Genomic DNA, 20,855 nt, shown 5'->3' on the forward strand with positions numbered 1-20,855 from the left:
TACATCCTATTTTTGTGGTGCATTATTAGATAATCTAGTAAACATAATCATTCCCCGAGTGACCGATATAAAGTTAACTCTCTGATTTAAATAATGTAGTGAACGAATGACCACACAACGTAATGATTTTGATCCAAAAGCTTACAATCCTGAGTTTGAATGGGGATTTCTAGCACCTAAATACTGGGGCACTTGGATTGCTGTTCTGTTATCGTCTTTAGTCTGCTTCTTACCTAATAGCATTCGTTTAGCACTCGCTAAATTTATGGCTAAGCAAGCTGTAAAAATCAAGAATAAGGCTAACCGCCGAGCTCGCGTAAACCTTGAGATGTGCTTTCCTGAGCAATCTGTGGATCAGCGCGAAGAAACTCTTTATCAGTCATACGTTACATCTATATCGTTTTTGATGGGCTTTGCTTCACTGACACTAAAGAGCAAAGATTGGTTAGAGAGCAATACCTCGATTAACGGCTTGAGCAACCTAACCGATATTACGGACAGTGGCGAGAATGTGATCTTGCTGGTGCCACACACATGGGCTATCGATATCCCCGCGGTATTATTAGCATCACGCAATTTACCTGTGTCTGCGATGGCGAAAGCACAAAAAAACAAACTCAGTGACTGGCTAATGCACCGACAGCGCGTGCAATATGGTGGTCGTGTTTACGACCGTAGCGGAGGCATCAAGCCTTTCATCAAGTCAGTACGTGATGGGTACCTGGGTTACTATCTCCCTGATGAAGATCTTGGTCGTGAACATAGTGTCTTCATCGATTTCTTCGCGACTCAAAAAGCAACAATTTCAGGCCTCGGCCGCCTCTCAAAACTTAGTAAGGCCAAAATCGTTCCTTTGTTTGCTCAATACGATAGCAAGACCGGCCAATACACGTTGGATTTTCACCCTGCACTACCCTTCCCAACAGGAAGCGAAGAGCAAGACGCTCGCATGATGAATCAATGCATTGAAGATTACGTGAGTAAGAACCCAGAACAATATATGTGGATCTTGAGACTTCTTAAGACTCGTCCGGACAGTAATGTAAACCCGTACTCATAATATGAATTTATATAAAAACATTCTTAAAACCCTTATACTTGCTCCTTACTTTTTTGCTTTTTCGGGCATGCTAATCATTCCGAATGGTGATAAGAAAATGGCTATATTTCTAATCATTGGCTCTTTGGCTAGCTTGTTTTTTTCTAAAATCAACAATATCAACCTAAAAGATCGCTTGTATAATCCATATCTAATTATTGTTATATTAGTAACATCATATAGTATATTCAGTTATTACACTCACGGTGCAAGCTCTAGAGAAATGAGGGCGTTAATCGTTACATCTATATTTCTAGCTTTTTACCCTCTGAAAGAAATAAAAAACAACCTGCTAATTTCATTATTATTCACAGGCAGCTTAGTTCTATTTTTAAATAGTTTTTATTACCATCAAATTTTAGGTTACAGTAGATTTTCTGGATATATAAACCCAATTCCATACGCGACTATATGTGCAATAATTGGTTCTATAGCATACTCATTAATATTATCAAGTTCTGATATTAAAGAAAGATTGATATGCACACTATCTTTACTACTTGTTATTTACCCTTTAATAACAAGCGAATCGCGAGGAGTGTGGTTAGCTCTTGTTTTTTCTATAACTTTAGTATCTTTACGCCATATATCACATAAAAATCTCACAAAAAAAACAATAACCAATCTGATTATTCCTATATTAATAGTATCTATTGGATCTTTAACATTACTAAAAGACAATATAGAGTTAACAATTAAAAAAACTCAATCAGAGATACATCAAATAGAGTCTGGTGAGTTAAATAATTCCATAGGATTAAGATTTCAAATGTGGTTAGCAGCTCCAAGTTTAATAAAAGACAATATCATACTAGGCAGTGGCGATAAGCATCAATTAGAAATAAAACAACTCTATGATGACGGAAAAATATCTTCCTCGTTATATGAATTTAACCCAACACACTATCACAACCAATTTTTAGACAAATTTATAAAGTCTGGGATTGTTGGGTTAATTATGTTAATTGCACTGATGATATATCCAGTGATAATTAGTCATAAACTATCAACACGTAAAGAAATGCTAGTTCTTAGTATTGTATCAGTGATATTCATAGCATCACTGTCTGATGTACCGCTCAATCACCCGCAACCTTTAATACTATTCTTGTTACTATTGTTTCCTATTTGCTCAAGATGTAAGAGAGTTTCCAATGACTAAAATCTTTGTCATAAATTTAGAATCTTCCACAGAGAGAAAAGAGAACATTAGTCGTCAATTAGACGAGCTATCCCTTCCTTTCGAGCTATTTTCTGCCGTGGATGGCAGAACATCACCTCCTCACCCGTTACTCAATCGTTACAATGATGACTTAAGTCAAACATACCGAGCAAAGACACTTAATGCAGGACAACTAGGGTGCTATGCAAGCCATTTTTTATTATGGGAAAAGTGTGTTGAACTCAATCAGCCAATAATCGTAATTGAAGATGACGCTCTTTTATTTAAAGAGGCATTTATTAATTTCATTCAAGATACCCGAGCTATACCAGAATCTGTAGAGTGCATTCGATTATTTAGAAATAAGCGTCGTAAATATGATTCTTACGAAGTGTTCGGAGCTAAATCTACCAGCATTCATAAGTTCACTAAAGGACACATGAGTGCAACAGCCTATTTCTTAAGACCTTCAGGGGCGAAAAAATTCCTTAAACACTCAAAAGAATGGTATATGGCAGTAGATATTTACATGGATCGATTCTGGCAAAACGATGTTGAGTGCTATGGCACTGCGGTACCCTGCTTAACGAATGACCCAAAGTTTGATTCTGATATCGGATATGAAAAGCGCACCAGAACAAGAAGCTTCTTCAAGAAATTTAAGCGTGAGTGGTTCAATTTAAACGAAACCATTCAGCGTCATCTACATAATATAAAATTCAAAATCAGTATAAAAAAACAATGAACTTTATGAAGTTAGAATGCTCTTATGCATACAAATTGACACGCAGTCGATCGAGGTAACTATGGCAGATGACATTTCAAATCTATATATGTGCTCTACGGTAAGGCATGTCATGCTAAGTGTTTTTCATGCTGTTGAGTCAAATAAAAATTCAACTATTGTATTGTTTAATGACTACCAAAGTATTCCCTCTACACTTATAAATACATCTAACTTGCCAAGCAATATTAAAATTGTATTGGCTAGTAGAGATGAATTAACATCCGTAATAAAACAAAAAGGTCTAATTGGCAAGTTTATACTCAAGTCATCTATACTAGGCTTTCGTATCCCTGACTTTCTAAAGAGAACATTAATTTCATATATTAATGCCTATGAAGAAAAAATATTTCTAGATTTAGTTAGTTATGAACTTTTTGTTTTCAATGATGACAATAAAATGTCTAGATTGTTTAGATTACTGGTTCCCAACTATAAGATGATTGAAGATGGAATGAGAAACTATATTGAAATACCTATTCATAGTCCAATAAAAAAAATATTTAGAAAATTAAAGGGCTACCATTCAAAGACAATGATCATGGGAGAGAAAAATGAGTGTCTAGAAATTCACCTTCTTTCACCCGATAAATCACCATCACAAATACATAGCAAAGTACAAAAGCTTAATATTTCACAATCAACATATGCGACAGACCTATTATCAAAAATATTCCAAGTCGATAGTTACACACACGAAAAAAGAACTATAATTCTCGCCACTCAACCAACATCTAAAGAAAACAATTTACGATTCAAAGATATAAACTTTGTCAAAAAAGTTTATCAAAACATTTATAAACAGGCAGTCAATGCAGGTTATAATGTTGTTTTAAAACTCCACCCATCAGAGCCAAAAGACGATTACAACAAATTCTTTGAAGGTGTTGAGCAATTACCACCTAAGCTTCCGGTTGAGCTATTCCTGATGTTGTCCGATAAGAAGATTGGGATTGTGTCGTTATTCTCATCCGTTGGTATGGGGCTGGAAGAATACTGTGACGTTTTTCAGATATTGAAACAAGAAGAAATAGCCGAAACAATCGATACAATTGTAAGCTTTGAGAAAAACCCTGCAGAATTAGACCTCAGGATTAAGCAAGTTTTACAAAAATTTGAATTATAATTACCTAAATTAATTATCCAATTAAGTTCAACATAAAGAGTAACTCGATGACTAATGCCTTATCACTAATCGGTCGTACGGAGATGCTGTTCAATTCTGATATAAAACAGCATCACAATGAACTAGCAGACATAATATCAAAATCTAGCTTTCTTGTTTTAGGTGGAGCAGGCTCAATTGGCCAATCTGTAACTAAAGAAATTTTTAAACGTAGCCCGAAGAAGCTGCATGTTGTTGATATTAGCGAAAACAACATGGTTGAACTGGTTCGTGATATTCGCAGCTCATTTGGGTACATCGATGGTGATTTCCAAACATTTGCCTTAGATATTGGCTCTCTCGAGTATGACGCGTTCATCAAAGCAGATGGTAAGTTTGATTATGTGTTGAACCTATCAGCACTTAAGCATGTTCGAAGCGAGAAAGATCCCTATACATTGATGCGAATGATCGATGTAAACGTGTTTAATACAGATAAAACCATTCAACAGTCTATTGATGCTGGCGCTAAAAAGTATTTCTGTGTATCAACAGACAAAGCAGCGAACCCAGTCAATATGATGGGCGCATCAAAGCGTATTATGGAGATGTTCCTAATGCGTAAAAGTGAACAAATGACTATCTCAACAGCGCGCTTTGCCAATGTTGCGTTCTCAGATGGTTCACTACTGCATGGTTTCAATCAGCGTATTCAAAAACGCCAACCTATCGTGGCTCCAAACGATATCAAGCGTTACTTCGTGACCCCTCAAGAGTCAGGTGAGCTATGTCTAATGTCTTGTATCTTTGGTGAAAATCGTGACATTTTTTTTCCTAAGTTGAGTGAAGCACTTCATCTTATTTCGTTTGCTGATATTGCCGTGAAATATTTAGAGCAACTTGGCTACGAGCCTCATCTGTGTGAAACAGAAGAAGAAGCTCGACAATTGGCTCATACACTTCCTGAACAAGGAAAGTGGCCATGTTTGTTCACAGCTAGCGATACAACGGGTGAGAAAGACTTTGAAGAGTTTTTCACGGATAAAGAAGAGTTGGACATGTCTCGATTTGCAAATCTTGGAATCATTAAAAACGACCCACTTTATGACCAAGAATTACTAACCTTATTCGAAGACAGCATTTTAGCGATGAAAGGCGAGAAAGCTTGGACTAAGGATCAAATTGTAAAACTCTTCTTTACCATGATCCCTGATTTTGGACACAAAGAAACGGGTAAATACCTCGATAGTAAGATGTAAGCGGAGTAAGTAATGAAAGCGACATCTATTGTTGAATTTGTTAGAGATACTTATAAAACTAATGAATTCATTCCGTTGCACGCACCAACGTTTAATGGCAACGAAAAAGCCTATGTTATGGAAACGATTGAAAGTACTTTTGTTTCTAGCGTTGGTAAATTTGTTGATGATTTTGAGCGAAAGATTGAAGCGTATACAGGTGCGGCTAAAGCGGTAGCGACAGTCAATGGTACTGCAGCATTACATGCGGCCTTGTACATGGCTGATGTTCAACGAGGAGACCTTGTTATTACACAAGCTCTGACTTTCGTTGCAACTTGTAACGCTCTTTATCATATGGGTGCCGAGCCTATTTTTGTGGATGTTTCTCCTGTGAGCTTAGGCCTATGCCCTAAAGCTGTAGATGCATTCTTAAGTGAGCATGCTGAAGTAACCAATACGGGGTGTATTCACAAGAATACAGGCAAACGAATTAAAGCGGTTGTCCCTATGCATACCTTTGGCCACCCTGTAGAGCTTGATGAGCTGGTTGCAGTTTGCCTGAAATGGAATCTTGTTTTAGTAGAAGATGCAGCAGAAAGCCTAGGTTCTTTCTATAAAGGTAAGCACACCGGTACTATTGGTGATGTGAGTGCAGTCAGCTTCAATGGCAACAAAATCATTACCACTGGTGGTGGCGGTATGGTTCTATGTAAAACTCAAGAACTAGGAGCACGAACCAAGCATGTCACTACGACAGCGAAAGTGCCTCATCCTTATGAATTTTTCCATGATGAGCCAGGTTTTAACTACCGCATGCCAAATCTGAATGCAGCGCTTGGTTGTGCGCAGATGGAAGTGATTGAGCAATACCTTATTCAAAAACGCAGTCTTGCTAATCAATACATAAGCCTGTTTGAAGGCACTGACATTAAGTTTGTTGTCGAGCCCAAGTACGCTAAATCCAACTATTGGTTGAATGCCATTATTTGTCCTGATGTTGAATTTCGTGAACATATATTGCAGGAAACGAATGCTGCTGGTGTCATGACTCGCCCAATCTGGAAGTTAATGCATCGTTTACCAATGTTTGAAAATGCCATGTGTGGCGATCTAACTCAGTCTGAGTTTATTGAAGCGCATTTGGTTAATTTACCTAGTACTCCAATTCTTAGAGCTGAATGATGACGAATATTACCATTACAGATTTGCCGTCAGACATATACTACCAGCGAGAATACTCTGCGCTATATGAAGGCGATGGTGAACATTTTGAATTTCAGTATGGTGAGGATAGCTCTTATGTTTGGTTTAGTGCTTTAAAACGTCCAATCCGAAGTGTTGCAGGGCAGACCATCAGCGAAGAGTTGTATGACTTAGAAACACCTTACGGTTACGGAGGTCCAATTTCTAACTCTTCAGATACGTTATTTTTACAGCGTGCATTTAGTGCTTACAGAGAGCATTGCAAAGCTCAGAACATTGTGTGCGAGTTCATCCGTTTTCACCCTTTTAATACTGTCGGTGAAATGCCGTCGTTATTTGACATGCATTTCCCTGAGCGCCAAGTCGTTATTGTTGACCTAGAAAAGAACACAGAAGAGCGCCGAAAATCATACTCAAAAACAACAAGAAACATCGTTAAGAGAGCTGAGAAAAACTTATCTGTCGATACAACATCAGTACAACTCTCTGATTTTATGGAGATGTACTACGAAACAATGAATAAAAACTCAGCCAGTGACTTTTTTTACTTCCAAGAAAACTACTTCAATGATTTGAATGCTTTAGATGGTGTGTCTTTACTCGCCACAAAGAAAGAAAGTACATATGCTTCAGTGGGCTTTTTCATGTGTGGTAAAGAACTCGCGCATTACCACTTGTCTGCCAATAATCAGGACATCGCTAAGGAAAATGGCAATTATTTGCTACTTGATGCCGCTTTTGAGCATGCTAAAAGCCAAGGTTGTCGTTACATGATGCTAGGTGGAGGTCGAACATCTTCTCCTGACGACAGTTTGTTCAAGTTTAAGTCGAAATTCTCTCCTTTAACGATGCCATTTTATATTGCGGGGTTAGATTTCTTACCCGAAAAGCGCCAGATGTTGAATCAAATGTGGATTGATCAAAGTAAAGATTCTACTACTCCGAAATTATTCCAGTTATACCGAGCTTAGAGGTAACTATGACAAACAATATTTTTATTATCGCAGAAGCGGGGGTCAATCATAATGGTGACATTGGTCTAGCTAAGAAGTTGATTGATGCAGCGGTAGAGGCTGGGGTTGATGCTGTAAAGTTCCAAACTTGGAAAACGGAGTTGCTCGTCACTGAAGATGCTCAAATGGCTGAGTATCAAGTGGAGAATACTCAACGAGAAGAAACTCAGTTTGAAATGCTCAAACGTCTTGAATTGAGCTACGATGATTTTGCTGACTTAAAAGCATACTGTGACGCGAGAGCGATCACCTTTATGTCGACACCTGATGAAGAACAGAGCGCAACGTTCCTTAATGAACTACAAGACTTCTTCAAAATTGGCTCCGGGGAGTTAACTAATACGCCGTTCCTACGTCATATTGCTGGTTTTAAAAAGCCCGTAATTCTCTCTACTGGGATGGGTTACTTATATGAAGTGGAGCATGCGATCAACACGCTTGTTGAAGCCGGTTTATCACTTGCAGATATTACAGTACTTCACGCCACTACAGACTATCCGACATCACCAGAAGACGTAAACTTAACAGCAATGTTAACGATTCAGAAAGCATTCCCTGGCGTTACCGTTGGGTACTCAGATCATACCTTAGGTATTGAAATCCCAATTGCCGCAGTGGCTATTGGGGCAAAAGTTATCGAGAAGCATTTTACTCTAGACAACAAAATGGAAGGTCCAGACCACAAAGCAAGTCTAGAACCTCATGAGCTGTCGGATATGGTAACCGCTATTCGCAACATAGAAAAAGCGATGGGATCTGGTTGGAAAGTACCAACCAAAACGGAAAAAGCGAACCGCGATATTGTAAGAAAGAGCATTATTGCAGGTAAGGCGATTTCTGCCGGACAAGTTATCTCAGCAGAGATGCTTGAAATCAAGCGCCCAGGTAACGGTATTTCTCCAACTCGATGGGATGAAGTCGTTGATTCAATAGCGAAGAAAGATTACCAAGTTGGGGAACTGATCTGATGCGTAAGATATGTGTAGTCACGGCGACAAGAGCTGAATACGGATTGTTAAAGTGTTTACTTGAAGATATTCAAAATGATTCAGTACTTGAGCTTCAACTAATCTCAACAGGTAGTCATCTATCTCCAGAGTTTGGTTTAACGAATCAGCAAATTCTTGATGATGGATTTGTCGTGAATAAGACAGTAGAAATCCTTCTTTCCTCGGATACTCCGGTTGGAGTTAGTAAGAGCATGGGCCTTGCGCAAATCAGCTTTTCAGAGGCGTTTGATGAGTTAAAGCCCGATATTGTTGTCGTATTAGGGGATCGTTATGAACTGGTCCCTATCGTTTCTGCGGCAAATATTGCCCGTATTCCCGTTGCGCACTTGAGTGGTGGAGAGCTTACCGAAGGTGCGATCGATGAATTAATTCGTCATGCCATTACTAAGTTATCCCAACTACACTTTACTGCGATGGATGAGTATTCCACTCGAGTTATTCAGATGGGTGAGCTGCCAGAACGTGTATTCACCGTCGGAGAAGTCGGCCTTGATAACTTACTTCGTATGCAGTTGATGTCGAAAGATGAGTTTGAAAACTCCATATCTTGTAAATTAAAAGAGCGGAATTTACTTTTCACTTATCACCCTGAAACTACACAAGATATCGCAGAAGTCGAAAGAGATTTTCGAGAGATCCTTAGTGCATTAGACACTTTGGAGCATACGTTAGTCATCTTCACTAAGGCGAATGCTGACGTAGGTGGTCGATTGATAAATAAGATGATAGATAAGTATGTCGCTGAAAACACTGAGAAAGCGATTGCATTTACCTCTCTAGGACAACTTCGTTATTTGTCAGCGTTGCAGTATATGGATGCTGTAGTAGGAAACTCTTCGAGTGGTATCGTGGAAGCTCCGTCGTTCAAACTCGCAACTATTAACATTGGTAACCGTCAAAAAGGGCGTGTGAAAGCCAATAGCACAATTGATGTTAGTGTAAACAAGGCTGATCTCACTTCGGCATTAGCTGAGGTTTATACTCCGGAGTTTATGGCATCTTTAAAGCATATCGTGAATCCTTACGGGCGTGGAAATAGCTCTGAAAAAGTGGTGCAAACTCTTAAAACCGTTGAACTAAGCAGTTTAAAAACAAAGCAATTTTATGATGTTAAGTACTGAACCTAAAATGGTCGGCGGAGAGCAAGAACTTGAGAGTGAAGGTCTTTTCTATGGTGTAACCAATAGTGGACGCTCATCATTAAGGTGGGCTATTCGCTCTATGTCTCTTCAACGAAAGAAGGTTCTTGTTCCGGATTTCGTGTGTCAGATAGTTGTTGATGTCTTACTTGAATTTAATATTGATGTACAATTTTATCAGGTTCGAGAAGATTTTGAATTTGAACTGCCCAACGAACTGGGAAGCATCAGTGCCATATATCTCGTGAAGTATTTTGGCCACGAGAGTCACTCCTTCGACAAGCTAATTAAAAGCACGGATACACCACTCATTATCGATGACGTGTTTGGTATTGAAGCGCCTAAAATTCCTGCTGAAGTGCCATGGTGCTACTTCAATAGTTTAAGAAAAATTACAGCTGTAGCTGACTTTAGCCAGTTAGTGTCGAGTACACCACTAACAGAACTACGCAAAGAGCGATTACCTGATTTTTCTACTCTTAAGTACAAAGCTAAATCTGCTAAATATCAATACCTTAATGCTTCAGTGGGAAAAGAGAGTGATTACCTATCACTCTTTTCCAGTGCGGAGAGCTTACTTGATGAATGTTCTGGAGTGTATGAGCCAGAAGACAGAAGTGTATTCTTAGCTTGTCAGTTTTCCCTTCATTACCGAAATGAACAGAAAGCCCGAGTTGAGAACTTGAGAGTTGCTAAAGCGGCGCTCGATTCAGAGCAGTTCATAGACATTAATGCAAACTTCCCATCTTTCTTGCCATTATCATTAGTGAATCGCGATAAAGTTCGAAAGGCATTGATGGGGCATTCTATCTTTTTAGCTGTTCATTGGCCAAAAAGCAGGCAAGCGCCGAGTTCACTGTGTGACACTATTCTGTCATTACCGCTAGATAGTCGCTACACGACGGAAGACATCAAGCGTATATGTGATTTGATAAAGAAATTTGAGAAATGAATCAAGAAAAATTAGAAATCGAACCGATAAAAATAAATAAATATGTAAAGTGGACTGGTGATTGCCTATGAGTCATGATTGGAAAAATGTGCAGCTAGTACCGTCATCAACAATTCTAGATGCGCTGGATATTCTTGATAAAGAAGCATTACGTGTTGTTCTGGTCATCAATGACAAAGGTTGCCTCATCGGCGTTGTGACTGATGGAGATATTCGTAGAGGTTTATTGAATAAACTCTCATTAAACGATGAAATATCGACAGTTATGAATACATCTCCAATCACGGCAACTCTTGGAACCTCAAGAGAACAGCTTATTGAATTGATGGAACTAAAAGGTATTTTGTCAATTCCGTTAGTGAGTGAGAGTGGGGTTGTCGTTGGTTTAGAGACGCTTCAGGATATATTAAGTCAACCTTTGGTGAAAAACCCTGTCTTTATTATGGCTGGCGGCTTTGGTACCCGCCTAAAACCTCTTACAGACAATTGCCCTAAGCCAATGCTAAAGATCGGTGATAAACCAATTCTTGAAACGGTGATACGAAGCTTTACTAAAGCGGGTTTCGTTAACTTTTATATCTCTACGCATTATATGCCCGAGCAAATTCAAAACCACTTTGGCGATGGTAGTGATTTAGGCATTAACATCACCTATGTCCATGAGAATGAACCGCTAGGAACCGGTGGCGCATTAGGCTTATTGCCTGATAACCTACCTAAAGACCTGCCTCTCATTATGATTAATGGAGATGTTCTAACAAAGGTAGATTTTCAACGCTTGTTAGAGTTTCATATAGACAATAACGCTGATGCAACAATGTGTGTCCGTGAATACGACTATCAAATCCCTTACGGTGTGATAAATGGAGAAGGGAACAAAATAACGAGTATGGTCGAAAAACCAATACAACGTTTTTTTGTGAATGCTGGGATTTATGTAGTCTCGCCTCAAGTCATTGATTCTGTGCCAAAGAACCATCGTGTAGATATGCCTACGTTGTTAGAGCAACATATGAATACACGCAACAATGTATTGATGTTTCCAATCCACGAGTATTGGTTAGATATTGGCCGCATGGACGATTTCAATCGAGCGCAGGCTGATATCCATAGCTTAGAGATGTTCTAATGATTCACACTAAAAAAGTATTGGCGATTATCCCAGCCCGCGGTGGCAGCAAACGACTACCAAGAAAAAACGTGCTGCCTTTAGCTGGAAAACCATTAATTGGGTGGTCAATTGATGCAGCGAAAAACAGTAAATATATCGATCAAATATTCGTTAGCACTGATGATAAGGAGATCGCGGATGTCTCTTCCCGATTTGGTATCGATGTTCCAGAACTAAGACCTGACCACTTAGCATCAGATACCGCGACGACAGAGAGTGTTCTAACTTATACGTTAGAACAGTTTGGAAATGACATAGATATAATTGTACTGCTTCAACCAACATCTCCGTTGCGGACAGCTCAACATATCGATGAAGCATTGGATCTATTCATTGAAAAACAGGCTTTCTCTGTAGTTTCCGTTACACCATGTGAACACCCACCGCTTTGGGCTAACACGCTTCCAGAAGATGGCACAATGGGAGACTTTATTCGCCCAGAAGCATTAAAGCGATCTCAAGATTGCGGGGATTTCTTCCGATTCAATGGAGCTATTTACATCTTTGATGTTCGAAAGTTTAAGGAATACGGCGAAATTAGATACACAGAGGAATCCTTTGCCTACGTGATGGAAAATAGAGTTTCTTTTGATATTGACCAACAATTAGATTTTGAGCTTGCCGAATTTTTTATAAACAAAGAGGGCTAAATAGCCCTCCTCACTTTATATTATTGCTTAAGTAACTTCTCAAAAAATTCTAGATGCTTCTTAACCGTCACTCGTGAACTGAAGCTTTCATCTAGCCGATTCTTAGCCGCTTCGCTCATTGTTGTGCACTTTGCCTTATCTTGTGCGAGCTTGTCCATTGCCTCACCCAAAGCTTTTGCGTCTCCCGTAGGGACGATATAACCCGTTTCACCATCTACAACGAGTTCAGGGGCACCGCCAGTGGTCGTAACTACAGAAGTTGTGCCATTTGCCATTGCTTCAACAATCGTACGCGGTAGTCCTTCTCCGCTGGTCGATGGCTGAACTTGAAAATCTGCCATACACATGATCGAAGGGATGTCAGTACGATGACCAATGTAGTGAATTCGCTCACTCATAGGGCTCGCTTTCATCTCATCAAAGTGAGGCTCATAGCCGCTGCCCGCTAAGATCAAATGGAAGTTCGGTGCAGTAATGTATTTGGTCGCCTCAAGTAAAACAGATATACCTTTACTTGGTCTTACATGCGCTGCAGTAATCGCGACGACATCATCTTCATTCAAACCAAACTCGGAGCGCTCAGTTGGTGGTACTTTATACCAATCCAATTCATGCCCTTTGTATATGGTAACAACGTTATCTTTGTTCTTCCAAACGCGCTTCACCACATCTTGTCGAACCGCTTCTGAAACACAAACTATGCCATCTACACGAGGATGCAGCTGAGTTAGGTAAGCACTTGGGTCATGTCGATACAGCCCTCCTGTAGTACCTCGATAAACAACCAACTTAACGTCAAAACCAATACACGCAAAAGCTGCATTGGGGATTGTCTTAGAGTTAAAAGCATAGCAGATGTCGTAATTATGCGTTCTTAACTCATGACGGATCTTTTTAATGGTATCAAAACAAATTTTACGCTTCGGGTAACCATCGACTACTCGGATACCGTGCTCTTCTAGCTTATATACGTGCTCAGATTCTCCCTGAGTCATGATCGTCACTTGATGCCCTTGACTAGCTAGCTCGATAAAAATCGCAGCTTCTGGACGCAAACTGTTCCATGCATGTAAGTAAGATGCACAAACTAAAATCTTCATCTATCGGTTCCTATTTAGCTTGGTCTGTTGAACGGTCTTCTGAGCGATTTTCAAGAATCCACAAACCGACGTATTTATTGAAATTCACTTGAGCGTAAGTCATAGCCATAATGAAACCGACACTGCCATCCATAAAACCACGACGGATAATATACACTAAGAAGAACGTCCATATAGCTCGTAGTAGAGCGAGGAATAAGCCGTGTGACTTCTTGCCTTTACGGTGGTATTTTTGAGATCCAAGCCAAGCATATTGCGCTGCTTTATCTAAGCCGTGACCATAATCACGATGGGTGTAATGAAGAAGAAAACCCTTCAATACTCCTGTAGAACCTTGCTCAGGAACGACAGTCTCGTGAACTTCATCAAGCGTATAACGAGAACCTTCTCTCTTGAACAATCTTAAGACTGCGCGAGCGCTACGGCCATATTTGAGCGTTGTGCCATAAAGGGTCACTCCCCAAGGCAGTTTATACGCTGTATGTTTGATTTGATCTTGCTTTAATAGTGCAACAAGAGCATCACTCATCTCTTTATCTAGAGCTTCGTCAGCATCAATTGATAGCACCCAATCACATGTCGCTTTATCTAGAGCTCGCTGCTTTTGCTTACCAAAGCCAGGCCAATCAGTGATTGTCACGTTATCTGTATATTTTTGGCATATTTCAACTGTTGCATCTGTTGAGCCACTGTCTAAAACAATCAGTTCATCGGCAATATCAACAACAGATTTAAGGCAAGTTTCAATTCGGTCTTCTTCATTCTTGGTAATAACAATGACAGACAGGGTATGTTTTCTCATTATTCAGCCCTAGAATTTCCAATAGTTTAATGATTTACGGATCTTAAAGTTACGAATCCAATTTTTTGGCTTGTTATCTTGCCAGCCGCTTTCTAGCACATCAGTAATAGCACTCAGAACTCTCGCTGAGGATTGCCCATCTAAATATGGCGTTATTGACGGGCCATAATGAGCGATAGCGTTATATCTTTCTTCATCAGGTAGCATCGCTTGTTGAATTGCTGATTCTAACTGTTCCGCTTGCGTTATATTAATAAAGCTCGCTTGAGGGTCTCGATTATTTACCGTGACAACAGGCTTATTGAGCAACAAGAATTCCTGAAATATCGATGAGTTGTCACACACCATAACATCAGCACGATGTTGCATTTCAATCACTCGGTCATTATCGAAAAAGAGAAGGTTATCCCCTTCCAGTGCTTGATATTTCGTTCTCGTCTCTTGATTCATTTTCGGATGAAGAGTCACCAACCATTGCCACTGGTTTAGTTGGCTTAGGCACTTAAGCTCTTCATAAACTAATTCGGCACAGGATAAGCTTGGCGAAAAGGTGGAAGCAAATAGAATTTGAGGTCTTTCAAAATGCTTGTCACTGGTTTGGTAATTAAACAAGCTATCTAGCTTCAACCATCCGGTCTCTTTTACTTGAAAATAGCCACGCTGTTTAGCTAGTGGCTCCAATGAGTTGGTTCTTTCATGGCCTTCGGTACAATACAAATCAAATAGACCACGCTCAGGATATAAGTTCCCTCGTTTGCTCTCGTTCAAGCCATGAAATACTTGCACCTTCAATCCAGGGATAAAAGCAGGAACGCGATCTCCGGGCACTAAAACAGCCGAAGGATTATAGGCGACAGCCTCTGTCAAAGACACGCTCTGCTCTTGATCCAGTAAAAGATGTTCAGAAGCATCCTCACCAACCAGCAACCATTTAACGTCATGACCAAGTTGCTTCGCGTAGTTATAAAATGGACGAAGGATAGCAAATGAGTAGTTTTGCTCGACATAGAGCAAAAAACGATAGGATTGAATAAGCGATGAGATAGAGTTCACCATTTCCGTTTGAAAGTGTCACTAAGCATTTAATTATAACGCTCTTTACTTTCGAGATTGAAGAAAATACTCTTCTGATTACTGAATTTACCCTCTGGTGTCACTGTTCTTATGCTTATACGACTTATATACACTCTTATATTGTCATTGGCCTCTCCACTGCTTCTCTATGGGCTTTATAAGAGCAAACCCGGAAAGCCAAATTTTGGTAAGCGCTGGAAAGAACATTTCGGTATCACACCGCAAACTCAAGGTAAAAGCCCTATCTGGATTCATGCCGTGTCGGTGGGTGAATCTATTGCTGCGATGCCTGTCATTAAACAATTGAAGCTGCGAGATCCAAATCAAGCCATCATTGTTACCACGACAACCAGCACAGGTGCTGAGCAAATAGACAAGCTTGGTGATTTGGTCGAACATCGCTACATGCCGATTGATTTTTCTTGGTGTGTACGAGGCTTCCTTAAATCAGTAAAACCAAAGCAAATGTTGATTATGGAAACAGAGCTTTGGCCAAACACGTTGCATTGCGTCGCGAAAGCTGGGATTCCTATTTCAGTACTCAACGCTCGTCTATCAGAACGCTCGTGCCAGCGCTATGCTAAATTCCAATCCGTTTTTGACCTCTTAGCCAAAAACCTCTCTCAAGTACTTTGCCAATACCCAGGTGATGCTGAGCGTTTTATACGATTAGGGTTAGATAAAGCATCTGTGCATGTGACTGGGTCGATCAAGTTTGATATTGAAATCTCAGCTGAACAAGTATCAAAAAGCAAAGCGTTACGTGAACAAATTGGCTTTGAACGCTGTGTATGGATAGCTGCCAGCACTCATCAAGGCGAAGATGAAATTATCTTAGACGCTCATAGGCAACTTCTTAAAGACAACCCTAGTGCGCTACTGATGATCGTGCCTCGCCACCCAGAGCGATTTAACCAAGTGACGGAACTGGCTAAACAACACCAATTCAACACCATCACTCGAATGAGTCAGCAGCCAATCACCTCTGATATTGAAGTGTATATTGCGGATACGATGGGAGAAATGTTGGTATTACTTGGCGGATCTGATGTCTGTTTTATGGGAGGAAGCCTTGTGGGCGATAAGGTCGGTGGCCACAATCTTCTAGAGCCTGCGGCCCTGCAGTTACCTTTACTCAATGGTCCTAGTTACTTTAACTTCAGCGAGATCACAGACAAACTGCTTGAAGCTCAAGCCGTCACTATTTGCCAAAACAGCAATGAAATTGCACACCAACTCAAAGAGCTGTTCACCCAACCTAACTTACGTAAAGAGAAAGGCTTAGCGGCTTATCAAGTGGTCGAGCAGAACCGAGGGGCTCTAGGCAAAACCTTAGATATTATAATTTTTAACCAACCTACTTAGTAGCACGCAAAGGAAATAATGATTATAGTTTGGTCAGGTTTTAAATTTTTGAGGTTATATGTTCTATATGATTGGTTCTGCTCTATTTCGAGCACTAGAGAAAGCACATATCAAAGAGAAGGAAGCGAAATATAAAAGGCGCTACTCTATTGATAGTACATTTGATTTGAAACGAAGCCACGTTAGGTTTTATGGAAAAGGCGACATTATTGGTGGTGCTGAGTCTTATGTTGGCCACAACACAGCAATACAAGCGATGCCTGGTTATACAGTAAAAATAGGTAAAAGGACTCGTATTAGCCACAACGTCAGAATGTACACTTCATCAACAGAAACTCAACAAGATTTCACGCAACGTCCTCTAAAAAACTATTTTGGTAATATTGATATTGGCGAAGGGGTCTGGATTGGAGCTAATACTGTAATCCTCCCAGGAGTAACAATCGGTAGCAATGTTGCCATTGGAGCCAATAGTGTAGTCACAAAAGATATACCTTCAAATACTGTTTACGGCGGTGTACCTGCTAAATTTATAAAAAACAAATAGTTTTATTCATTTGCCTTGTAGCCCTGAACTAAATACTCCCAATCTGACACCTGCCACTGAATCTGGCGCTTGTGCATTTCCTTTAAAAACGAGCGCTTTAAGCGATTCAAGTTACCTTCCTTCCAGCCATCACCCGCCTGCTGGCCACACTTATCAAAGTCAATGATCCACACCCTTTGCGAGTCATCAAGCAGGATATTATGGATGTTGAGATCAGTGTGATTAACGCCAGCATCGTGCATTTTGCGGATCTCTTGGCCAATTCGACGATAAACATCCGCATCTATCGGGCCATTGACCAATACATCAACCAGATCCTTGGCTTTGGGAATTCGTTCAGACATTAAGTCGGCTCGATAAAGTAGTCCGCTTTTAATTGCTCTAGCAGCAATAGGCCTAGGGACATTCACACCTGCGTTTGCCAATATCTTTAGGACATTAAGCTCCATAGCGCAGCGAGTACTCTCCCAATCAGAGAAACGATATTGGTCTTCGACTAGCTTCCCAAACAATCCGCCACGGCGATAATGGCGCAATGCGGCCTGTATTCCATCAAGCTGAATGAACCATGTGGTACCGCGTCCTTGAGCACTGCCTGAAATGGCGTCTTGTTGCTGCCAATATTCAGCCTCAAAAATCTGAGCAATATCGCCCTCTGGTACCTGAGCCAGAAGTTCAGGGTCGTACCAAATTGTTTGGTTCTTGGTGCTAATCGTTTCCATCTATGAGGCCTTTGGGTCGCTTTTCGTCATTGCTATTTTACAACTAATGCGAGTATCTGCATAATTCTGATGTTATTCACTTTTTTCGGGCACTTTATGTCACTGTTCTCAACTGCACCTCAATCTCTTTGCATACTTCGCCTCTCCGCGATTGGCGATGTTTGTCATGCTATTTCTGTGGTTCAAGCCATCCAGAAGCAGTGGCCTGAAACGAAAATTACTTGGATAACCGGCAAAATAGAAGCCATGCTGATCGGCGATCTACCCGGTATTGAGGTGATTGTTTTCGATAAAAAACAAGGCTTCAAAGGAATGCGTGAATTATGGCGTCAGCTATCTGATCGTAAATTTGATGCACTTCTGCATATGCAAGCCGCACTCAGAGCTAGCGTGCTATCTTGGGGGATAAAGGCGAAGTGCAAAGTGGGATTTGGCAAAGATCGCACTCGTGAAATGCAGTCACTCTTTACTAATCGCCATCTACCTATTTCAGATAAGTTTCATGTTTTGGATAACTTTGCCGAATTTGCTCGCTACATTGGTGTCCCCTTCGATAAGCCTCAATGGGATATTCCTTTAACACCGGAAGACGAACAGCTGGCCATCGACACCATGACAGAGAAACCAACCTTGGTTATCTCCCCTGCCGCAAGCAAGGATTCGCGTAACTGGTTGACTAATCGATATGCAGCTATTGCCGATTACGCTACAGAAAAAGGCATGCAAGTGGTACTTTGTGGCTCTCCTGCTCCACGAGAAGTAAACCTTGGTAAGGACATCGAAGCGCTATGCCAATCTCCTGTCATCAATTTAATAGGCAAAACCAACTTAAAGCAGCTCACCGCCGTACTCAAGCATGCAGCGGTGGTATTGGCACCTGATACTGGTCCAGCCCACTTGGCAACGACACAATCAACCCCGGTAATTGGCTTGTACGCACATAGCGATCCTCGTAGAACTGGCCCTTACAACGATCTGGATATCGTGGTCAGCGTGTATCAACAGCACGTAGAGGCGCAACAAGGGAAACCGGTTCAAGACCTTCCGTGGGGAACTCGAGCAAAAGGCGATGATTTAATGAAGGACATCACCGTCGATATGGTAAAGCAAAAACTCGACAAAGCCTTAAACTCTATTAAAACACCGAACCCGACCACTACATTAAGCAAGGACAGCTAATATGAGCACACACGTTATCTACCCTGGTACTTTTGATCCGGTAACCAATGGTCACCTCGATATCATCGTCCGTGCAGCGAGCATGTTTGATCATATCACTGTAGGAGTAGCCGCGAGCCCAAGCAAAAAAACCATGTTTAAGTTAGATGAACGAGTAGAGCTGTTGCGTGATGCTGTGTCTCACTTACCTAACGTGTCTGTTGAGGGGTTCTCTGGGTTACTGGTCGACTTTGTCAAACAACAGAAAGCTAATGTGCTGGTACGCGGCCTCAGAACGACCATGGATTTTGAATACGAATTCGGTCTCACGAGTATGTACCGAAAACTCCTGCCCGGCCTTGAAAGTGTATTTTTAACGCCTTCAGAGGAGTATGCATTCCTCTCTTCGACAATAGTTCGAGAAGTGGCTATCCATGGTGGGGACATTAGTCAGTTTGTGCCACAAAAAGTTGCGGCTGAAATCAAAATAAAAACAGCTAAGTAATATGCTCATCAAAAACAAAAATAGCGCACATTGGCGCTATTTTTTTGTTAATACCTATAACTTAATCCACTACTAGCACTGTCGCTCTGACACTTTAAAGCCAATAACAGTCAATCAGCCGTACTGCCTCAACATTCTTGAAGCCCGTCACAACCATAATCGCTAAATAAGTGAACCGTCATTACAAAAAGCGAGGCGAGTGATAACATAGTTAACTATAAATAAACGCATCAATATAGCTATATGAAATCATACTGTATTACCTTAAAAGCGAATCATTGTAGACAAAGATCAACAGCCGACGCCCTCAAGGATGTTCAGGTTGATTTTGAGTTTTTTATTGGGGTTGATGCGCGAACCGATGAACACCCTCTACTAAAAAGAATTCACGATAGAGCTTTTTTACATAATATGGGCAGGTCGCATGCCATTGGAGAGGTTGGATGTTATGCAAGCCATTACCTTATTTGGCAAAAATGTGTAGAGCTCAATGAACCAATTTTAGTCTTCGAAGATCATGCCGAGATTGATACCGACACATTTCGTAATACTCTGACTATCGCCGAGCAGCATATTAATCAGTGTGGTTTTATTCGCTTACAAGACAGTAAGAACAAACTACATTACTCAGTTAGCACTTACGATGCCCAACATCTTATTAAGTATTTGAAAGTTCCTCAAGGAACCGCCTGTTACGCGATATCTCCCAAAGCAGCAAAAGCTTTCATCGAACAAAGTTCAACGTTCAATTATCCAGTTGATGTATTCTTACGGAATACCTGGGTCCATAAACACCCCATGTTTGGTGTTTCTTCTGCGGGATTACAACGTAGTAAGCAGCCGTCAATTATTGGTAGTCGTAAACATAAAGGTAGAAAAGACTATTCTGTCGCCTTTATGAAGATTGTGAACAAAATAAAGAGCATGACGCTCAACTTATCAACAAACCTTTACCACCTTTTAGTTCTAGATAAAGAGTTCAGACCAAAGCTCTAAAGATAGGAAAGTAAAACACTAACCCTCTTCAAAAAAATAGCGCTCAGTGAGCGCTAT

Annotated in this window: 21 protein-coding genes; 17 read left to right on the forward strand and 4 right to left on the reverse strand. The window is 40.6% G+C overall.

What is annotated here, in order from left to right; all coding sequences use genetic code 11:
* The first annotated feature begins 106 nt into the window (after window positions 1–106).
* The 12 genes from lpxM (at window position 107) to BCU34_RS22045 (ending at window position 12,529) form a co-directional block, all read left to right on the forward strand.
* Window positions 107–1,060 carry a lauroyl-Kdo(2)-lipid IV(A) myristoyltransferase gene (lpxM, locus tag BCU34_RS21990; protein ID WP_102432358.1) on the forward strand — a complete coding sequence of 318 codons (954 nt, stop codon included), beginning with the start codon at window positions 107–109 and terminating at the stop codon, window positions 1,058–1,060.
* 1 nt (window position 1,061) lies between these two features.
* On the forward strand, window positions 1,062–2,261 hold the full coding sequence (locus tag BCU34_RS21995) for an O-antigen ligase family protein (protein ID WP_102460923.1): 1,200 nt from the start codon (window positions 1,062–1,064) through the stop codon (window positions 2,259–2,261).
* Window positions 2,254–3,006: a glycosyltransferase family 25 protein gene (locus BCU34_RS22000; RefSeq protein WP_102431738.1), complete on the forward strand. Its 753-nt coding sequence runs from the start codon at window positions 2,254–2,256 to the stop codon at window positions 3,004–3,006. The genes BCU34_RS21995 and BCU34_RS22000 overlap by 8 nt, the downstream gene beginning before the upstream one ends.
* Window positions 3,007–3,067: 61 nt before the next feature.
* Window positions 3,068–4,171 carry a polysialyltransferase family glycosyltransferase gene (locus BCU34_RS22005; protein ID WP_102530155.1) on the forward strand — a complete coding sequence of 368 codons (1,104 nt, stop codon included), beginning with the start codon at window positions 3,068–3,070 and terminating at the stop codon, window positions 4,169–4,171.
* Between the two features lie 47 nt (window positions 4,172–4,218).
* Window positions 4,219–5,409, forward strand: a complete 1,191-nt coding sequence (locus BCU34_RS22010) for a UDP-N-acetylglucosamine 4,6-dehydratase (RefSeq protein ID WP_102479816.1) — start codon at window positions 4,219–4,221, stop codon at window positions 5,407–5,409.
* 12 nt (window positions 5,410–5,421) lie between these two features.
* Complete coding sequence (locus BCU34_RS22015; RefSeq protein WP_102479814.1) at window positions 5,422–6,573, forward strand: LegC family aminotransferase; 1,152 nt, start codon at window positions 5,422–5,424, stop codon at window positions 6,571–6,573.
* Window positions 6,573–7,565, forward strand: a complete 993-nt coding sequence (locus BCU34_RS22020) for a GNAT family N-acetyltransferase (RefSeq protein ID WP_102432176.1) — start codon at window positions 6,573–6,575, stop codon at window positions 7,563–7,565. Before BCU34_RS22015 ends, BCU34_RS22020 begins: the two co-directional genes overlap by 1 nt.
* A gap of 8 nt (window positions 7,566–7,573) precedes the next feature.
* Window positions 7,574–8,575, forward strand: coding sequence for an N-acetylneuraminate synthase (gene neuB, locus BCU34_RS22025; protein WP_102479812.1), 1,002 nt, complete (start codon window positions 7,574–7,576; stop codon window positions 8,573–8,575).
* A complete protein-coding gene (gene neuC / locus BCU34_RS22030; protein WP_102432178.1) occupies window positions 8,575–9,738 on the forward strand; it encodes a UDP-N-acetylglucosamine 2-epimerase in 1,164 nt (387 codons plus the stop codon). Before neuB ends, neuC begins: the two co-directional genes overlap by 1 nt.
* The gene (locus tag BCU34_RS22035; RefSeq protein ID WP_102432179.1) at window positions 9,722–10,708 is read left to right on the forward strand and encodes a pyridoxal phosphate-dependent transferase; all 987 of its coding nucleotides are present in this window, start codon (window positions 9,722–9,724) and stop codon (window positions 10,706–10,708) included. Before neuC ends, BCU34_RS22035 begins: the two co-directional genes overlap by 17 nt.
* A gap of 67 nt (window positions 10,709–10,775) precedes the next feature.
* Entirely contained in the window at window positions 10,776–11,837 is a 1,062-nt protein-coding gene (locus BCU34_RS22040) for a nucleotidyltransferase family protein (RefSeq protein WP_102479810.1), read from the forward strand.
* Entirely contained in the window at window positions 11,837–12,529 is a 693-nt protein-coding gene (locus BCU34_RS22045; RefSeq protein ID WP_102479808.1) for a cytidylyltransferase domain-containing protein, read from the forward strand. The genes BCU34_RS22040 and BCU34_RS22045 overlap by 1 nt, the downstream gene beginning before the upstream one ends.
* Before the next feature lie 20 nt (window positions 12,530–12,549).
* On the opposite strand, the gene BCU34_RS22050 is transcribed toward BCU34_RS22045, so the two are convergent.
* Genes BCU34_RS22050 through BCU34_RS22060 form a run of 3 tightly spaced genes read right to left on the reverse strand, consistent with a single transcriptional unit; the run spans window position 12,550 to window position 15,487 of the window.
* Window positions 12,550–13,629 carry a glycosyltransferase family 4 protein gene (locus BCU34_RS22050; RefSeq protein ID WP_102479805.1) on the reverse strand — a complete coding sequence of 360 codons (1,080 nt, stop codon included), beginning with the start codon at window positions 13,627–13,629 and terminating at the stop codon, window positions 12,550–12,552.
* A gap of 10 nt (window positions 13,630–13,639) precedes the next feature.
* On the reverse strand, window positions 13,640–14,431 hold the full coding sequence (locus BCU34_RS22055; protein WP_102432183.1) for a glycosyltransferase family 2 protein: 792 nt from the start codon (window positions 14,429–14,431) through the stop codon (window positions 13,640–13,642).
* 9 nt (window positions 14,432–14,440) lie between these two features.
* Window positions 14,441–15,487, reverse strand: a complete 1,047-nt coding sequence (locus BCU34_RS22060) for a CDP-glycerol glycerophosphotransferase family protein (RefSeq protein ID WP_102479804.1) — start codon at window positions 15,485–15,487, stop codon at window positions 14,441–14,443.
* Window positions 15,488–15,595: 108 nt separating this feature from the next.
* On the opposite strand from BCU34_RS22060, the gene waaA reads away from it, so the two are divergent.
* Complete coding sequence (gene waaA, locus BCU34_RS22065; protein ID WP_102432185.1) at window positions 15,596–16,870, forward strand: lipid IV(A) 3-deoxy-D-manno-octulosonic acid transferase; 1,275 nt, start codon at window positions 15,596–15,598, stop codon at window positions 16,868–16,870.
* Between the two features lie 67 nt (window positions 16,871–16,937).
* The gene (locus BCU34_RS22070) at window positions 16,938–17,417 is read left to right on the forward strand and encodes an acyltransferase (protein WP_240698005.1); all 480 of its coding nucleotides are present in this window, start codon (window positions 16,938–16,940) and stop codon (window positions 17,415–17,417) included.
* A 2-nt stretch (window positions 17,418–17,419) separates the two neighbouring features.
* On the opposite strand, the gene BCU34_RS22075 is transcribed toward BCU34_RS22070, so the two are convergent.
* On the reverse strand, window positions 17,420–18,139 hold the full coding sequence (locus BCU34_RS22075; protein ID WP_102479803.1) for a 3-deoxy-D-manno-octulosonic acid kinase: 720 nt from the start codon (window positions 18,137–18,139) through the stop codon (window positions 17,420–17,422).
* A 96-nt stretch (window positions 18,140–18,235) separates the two neighbouring features.
* Between BCU34_RS22075 and BCU34_RS22080 the strand changes: the two genes are divergently transcribed.
* The 3 genes from BCU34_RS22080 (at window position 18,236) to BCU34_RS22090 (ending at window position 20,798) form a co-directional block, all read left to right on the forward strand.
* Complete coding sequence (locus BCU34_RS22080; protein ID WP_102479802.1) at window positions 18,236–19,318, forward strand: glycosyltransferase family 9 protein; 1,083 nt, start codon at window positions 18,236–18,238, stop codon at window positions 19,316–19,318.
* A 1-nt stretch (window position 19,319) separates the two neighbouring features.
* On the forward strand, window positions 19,320–19,802 hold the full coding sequence (gene coaD / locus BCU34_RS22085; protein WP_102479801.1) for a pantetheine-phosphate adenylyltransferase: 483 nt from the start codon (window positions 19,320–19,322) through the stop codon (window positions 19,800–19,802).
* A 243-nt stretch (window positions 19,803–20,045) separates the two neighbouring features.
* The gene (locus BCU34_RS22090; RefSeq protein ID WP_102479800.1) at window positions 20,046–20,798 is read left to right on the forward strand and encodes a glycosyltransferase family 25 protein; all 753 of its coding nucleotides are present in this window, start codon (window positions 20,046–20,048) and stop codon (window positions 20,796–20,798) included.
* Window positions 20,799–20,855: the final 57 nt, after the last annotated feature.

It is taken from the genome of Vibrio sp. 10N.286.45.E10, from assembly GCF_002874195.2.
In the GTDB taxonomy this organism is placed as follows: Bacteria; Pseudomonadota; Gammaproteobacteria; order Enterobacterales; family Vibrionaceae; genus Vibrio; species Vibrio crassostreae.